Source organism: Chromobacterium haemolyticum, assembly GCF_002081825.1.
GTDB classification, from domain to species: Bacteria; Pseudomonadota; Gammaproteobacteria; order Burkholderiales; family Chromobacteriaceae; genus Chromobacterium; species Chromobacterium fluminis.
This window is the reverse complement of the sequence record NZ_MUKU01000069.1, coordinates 1-3,878: the sequence shown is the minus strand read 5'-3', so window position 1 is coordinate 3,878 and position 3,878 is coordinate 1. Positions and strand designations below refer to the sequence as shown.

5 protein-coding genes and 1 pseudogene are annotated in these 3,878 nt (G+C 64.8%); 1 reads left to right on the top strand and 5 read right to left on the bottom strand.

Features of this window, described 5'->3' with window-relative positions:
• From B0T39_RS25405 to B0T39_RS24490, 5 genes and pseudogenes are all read right to left on the bottom strand, one after another.
• Nucleotides 1–82, bottom strand: a pseudogene (locus B0T39_RS25405) (IS5/IS1182 family transposase); the annotation flags it as partial.
• Nucleotides 83–89: 7 nt separating this feature from the next.
• Nucleotides 90–434 (bottom strand): AzlD domain-containing protein, encoded by a 345-nt coding sequence (locus B0T39_RS24505; protein ID WP_081551341.1) that lies wholly within the window; start codon nt 432–434, stop codon nt 90–92.
• Nucleotides 431–1,135 (bottom strand): AzlC family ABC transporter permease, encoded by a 705-nt coding sequence (locus B0T39_RS24500; RefSeq protein WP_081551339.1) that lies wholly within the window; start codon nt 1,133–1,135, stop codon nt 431–433. The genes B0T39_RS24505 and B0T39_RS24500 overlap by 4 nt, the downstream gene beginning before the upstream one ends.
• A gap of 124 nt (nt 1,136–1,259) precedes the next feature.
• Entirely contained in the window at nt 1,260–2,093 is an 834-nt protein-coding gene (locus B0T39_RS24495) for an AraC family transcriptional regulator (RefSeq protein WP_081551337.1), read from the bottom strand.
• Between the two features lie 21 nt (nt 2,094–2,114).
• A complete protein-coding gene (locus B0T39_RS24490; protein WP_048408368.1) occupies nt 2,115–2,759 on the bottom strand; it encodes a MarC family NAAT transporter in 645 nt (214 codons plus the stop codon).
• 188 nt (nt 2,760–2,947) lie between these two features.
• Between B0T39_RS24490 and B0T39_RS24485 the strand changes: the two genes are divergently transcribed.
• Complete coding sequence (locus tag B0T39_RS24485; protein WP_081551335.1) at nt 2,948–3,421, top strand: copper chaperone PCu(A)C; 474 nt, start codon at nt 2,948–2,950, stop codon at nt 3,419–3,421.
• The last annotated feature ends 457 nt before the right edge of the window (nt 3,422–3,878 follow it).

Genomic DNA, 3,878 nt, shown 5'->3' with positions numbered 1-3,878 from the left:
TCTTGCGCAGGCTTTCCAATAGCGGTCTGATCTGTTCGAACTGTTCACGACTTACGTCGCTTGGATAATGGCTTCTTCGCATTCGGCAATTATCTCAGGACGAAAAGATCGTGAACAGGCTCTAAGAGCCAGCGCAGCAAGCCGTAGACGACGAAACTGACCACAATGGCGAGCAGGGTCTTGCCGTTTTTCCACGCCACCGCGATGGCGACCAAGGTGCCGATCAGGTAGGCGTTGCTCAGCGACAGATCAATGTGTCCGGCCGGGGCCAGCGCCATCGGCGCCACCAGCGCCGACAGCACCGCCGCCGGCACATAGTGCAGCGCGCGGTTCAGCCAGTCCGGGAAAGCCAGCCGCTGACCGAACACCAGAAAGCTGGCGCGGATCAACAAGGTGGCCGCCAGCATGCCGAATATCATCCACCAATGGTTCATGCCGCCTCCTTGCGCTTGCCTTCCAGCAAGAGCCCGGCGCCGACGCCCAGCAGCGCCGCCAGCATCAGATCCAGCTTGTAGGGCAGGCCGCGCGCCAACAGCGCGGTCAGGCCGGCTACCGCTGCGGCCGCCAGCGTAGGCCGTTTTTTCAATTGCGGCGCGACGATGGCGGCGAAGGTCGCCACCATGGCGAAGTCCAGCCCCAGTTGCGCCAGCCCCGGCACCGAACGTCCCAACAGAATGCCGGCCAGCGTCCATGCCTGCCAGTTGCCGTACATCGCCAGCGAAGAGCCCAGCCAATACCACTGGCCGCCGGCCGCGCCTTGGGTGCGGAAGCGGTGTTCAACCACGGCGAAGGTTTCGTCTGTGAGCCAGAACGCCAGCGGCCAGCGCCAGGCTAGCGGCCATTGCCGGGCGTAAGGCAGCAGGGTGGCGCTGTATAGCGCATGGCGCAGATTGACCACGAAGGTGGTCAGCCATAGCACCGGCAGTGCGGCGCCGGCCGCCACCAGGCTGACGGCGATGAATTGCGAGGAGCCTGCGAAAACCAGCAGGGACATGGCTTGGGTTGTCAGCGGGCTGAGGCCGGCGGCGATGGCCAGGGTGCCGAAGATCACGCCGAAGGGCGCGGCGCCTATCAGCATGGGCAGGCTGTCGCGCGCGCCTTGCCATGCCCAGGCGGCGGGGGTAGGGCTTGTCATCGGGGCGTATCCTTGCGGCAATGAGATGAATTCATCATGCCGCCGAAACCGGCCGTCGTCTTGAACGATTTTGCAGGATGGGTTTGCGGTGTGGCTTGTCTCGCGAGCTAGCGTGAACTGACGCTCAGCGGCGCAGGCCCAGCGCGCGCTGATAGGCCGCCGGCGCCAGGCCCACGGTGTGGCGGAAGGCGCGGGTCAGGTGGGCCTGGTCGGCGAAGCCCAGGCTGAGCGCCACCGCGCCGGGCGTTTGTCCCTGCGCCAGTAATTGGCGCGCGCGATTGACGCGCAGCTGATTGCGCCAAGCCACCGGCGGCAGGCCGAAGTGCTGGCGAAACTGGCGGCACAGCTGCCAGGGGGAAAGCAGGGCCGCTTCCGCCAGCGTCTGCAGCGACAGATTGTCGCTGACGGCGTCGGCCAGCATCTGCCGCGCCAGCTCCACCGCGCGCGGAGCGGCCGCCTGTGTCTGGCCGCGCACTTGCATATGGCGTTGCAGCACCGCGCCGAATATCCGCTGCAAGGCCGATTCGCGCAGCAGCCGGTCCCGGCTATCGCGCAGCAGGTGGTGCAACTGGTCCAGACCGGCGGCCAGCGTCGCGTCCAGCACCACGGTGTCGCGAAAGTAAGGCCGGGCGTGGGCATCGCCGCTGATGTCGGCGGCCAGCCTTTGGAGGAAGTCCGCGGACGGGTAGAAGCCGCGATAGGCCCAGCCGCGTGCGTCGGCGGTTTCGCCGGTATGCACTTCGCCGGGGTTGATCAGCACCAGCGCGCCGACGCCGGCGCGGTGGGTGCCGCCGCGGTGGCGGTAGGACTGTGCGCCCAGGGTCAGCGCATTGACCACGTATTCTTCATGAAAATGCGGCGGAAACACGCGCTGGGCGTAGCTGGCGTCCAGGCATTCCAAAGCGCCGATGTCGTCGGCGCGGAAGAAGTCGGAACGGTCGGACGCCTGAGGGGACATGGCTGGGCGTCGCGGCCGGCCTCAGGATCCGGCCATGAAGGTGCGGATGCCGGAACCGACGAACTGCACGCCGATGCAGATCAGCAAAAAGCCCATCAGTCGCGTCATCACTTCGCGGCCGCCGCGGCCCAGACGCTGGGCGATCAGCTGTGAGGATTTTAGCGTCAGCCACATGCCGAAGCAGGTGCCGCCGATGGCGGCGAAGGTCATCGCGAAGGCCAGCGCCTTGGCCGGCAGCGTGGTCAGTTCGGCGATCTCGGTGGAAATGCCGATGACCACGGCAATGGTGCCGGGCCCGCTGATGCCGGGCATGGCCAGCGGGAAGAAGGCGTAGTCCTCGCGCTCGCCGGTCTTGGGCGCGTTGCCAGGATCCTGGGACAGGAACAGCATGCGGTAGCCGAGCACGGCGACGACGAAGCCGCCGGAAATGCGCAGCGCGCCGTAGGAAATGCCGAAAGCGGACATGATCACGTTGCCGGCCAACAGGCTGACCACCATGATGGCTGCCGCGAATACGCAAGCGCGGCGCGCCTGGTTGTCGCGCGCAGAGTCGCTCATCTCGCGGGTCAGGGTGATGAACAGCGGAATCTTGGATAGCGGGTTGGTGATGGTGATCAGGCTGAGCAGCCCGCCGAACAGGAATTGGAGCGACAACGTCTTGAGCATGGCACTACGCTGATGAAGCGAACATTACATGGAATGGACGCAGTCTGCCTGAGGCCGCGGGCCGGTGACAAGGGAAATTCTGCGGCCGGCGGCGCGAAGCGCGCGCGGCATGACATTGGCTGTGGCATTATGCCGCACAGCTGCCTGCGGCGGCTGTGCTAGAGTGCGGAAAACCCGAGGAATCCATTATGCAAAAGACATTGAGCGCCCTGTTGGGCCTGTGCCTGCTGAGCGCCGGCGCGATGGCGCACGAATTCAAGCTGGGCGATATGAAGATCGGCCATCCATGGAGCCGGGCGATGCCGGAAAGCAGCCCGACCGGCGGTGTTTACCTGTCGCTGAGCAATCGCGGCAAGGCCGCGGACAAACTGTTGTCCGCCAGCACGCCGCGCGCGGACAAGGCCGAACTGCACACCCACATCAACGACAAGGGCGTGATGCGCATGCGCGAAGTGGCCGGCGGCGTGGCCGTGGCCGCGGGCCAGGAAGTCAAGTTCGCGCCCGGCAGCTATCACGTGATGCTGATGGGCCTGAAGCAGCCGCTGCGCGTGGGCGACCGTTTCCCGATGACCTTGCGTTTCGAGAAAGCGGGCAGCGTGACCGTTGAAGTGGTGGTGGAAGACGGCGTCGCCGCCGCCGCGCCGGCCGAGCACGCGCATTGAACGGCAAGGCGCGATGCTACCGGTAACGTTGCGCCGAAGTTACATCGTGCAGCGCAGCAATCGGCGCGGGCTGGAGTAAATGCTTTACCCCGAGCCGGCGACTGGGCAGACTTGGCCTTGGGAATGTGTTGAGAACAAGACGTCATTGCCACTGCCGGCGCCCTGAACAAGGTCAAAACGCCAAGTCTGCACAAAGAGAGAAACGATGGAGGAGCGAGCGCTTGCGCCCGCACACAACAAAATCCAGGGACGCCGGCAGTTCCTTTCCCCTTCCATGATGTGTAGAAGTTCAGACCTGATCTGACAGTCTCCCGTTTTGACGGCACCCGACTGTCAGATCAATTCAAGTTGTCTACCTTCTCCCTCCATTCCCGTTTGCCATCAATAAAGGTTTGTACGGGCGTGCGGCCGCAGCACATCTTGCCTTGGTGGGTGCGTTCCTGATTGTAGCAGACCA

Coding starts and splice junctions, on each gene's coding strand:
- B0T39_RS24505 (WP_081551341.1), bottom strand. CDS start 434: ATGAACCATTGGTGGATGATATTCGGCATGCTGGCGGCCACCTTGTTG.
- B0T39_RS24500 (WP_081551339.1), bottom strand. CDS start 1,135: ATGACAAGCCCTACCCCCGCCGCCTGGGCATGGCAAGGCGCGCGCGAC.
- B0T39_RS24495 (WP_081551337.1), bottom strand. CDS start 2,093: ATGTCCCCTCAGGCGTCCGACCGTTCCGACTTCTTCCGCGCCGACGAC.
- B0T39_RS24490 (WP_048408368.1), bottom strand. CDS start 2,759: ATGCTCAAGACGTTGTCGCTCCAATTCCTGTTCGGCGGGCTGCTCAGC.
- B0T39_RS24485 (WP_081551335.1), top strand. CDS start 2,948: ATGCAAAAGACATTGAGCGCCCTGTTGGGCCTGTGCCTGCTGAGCGCC.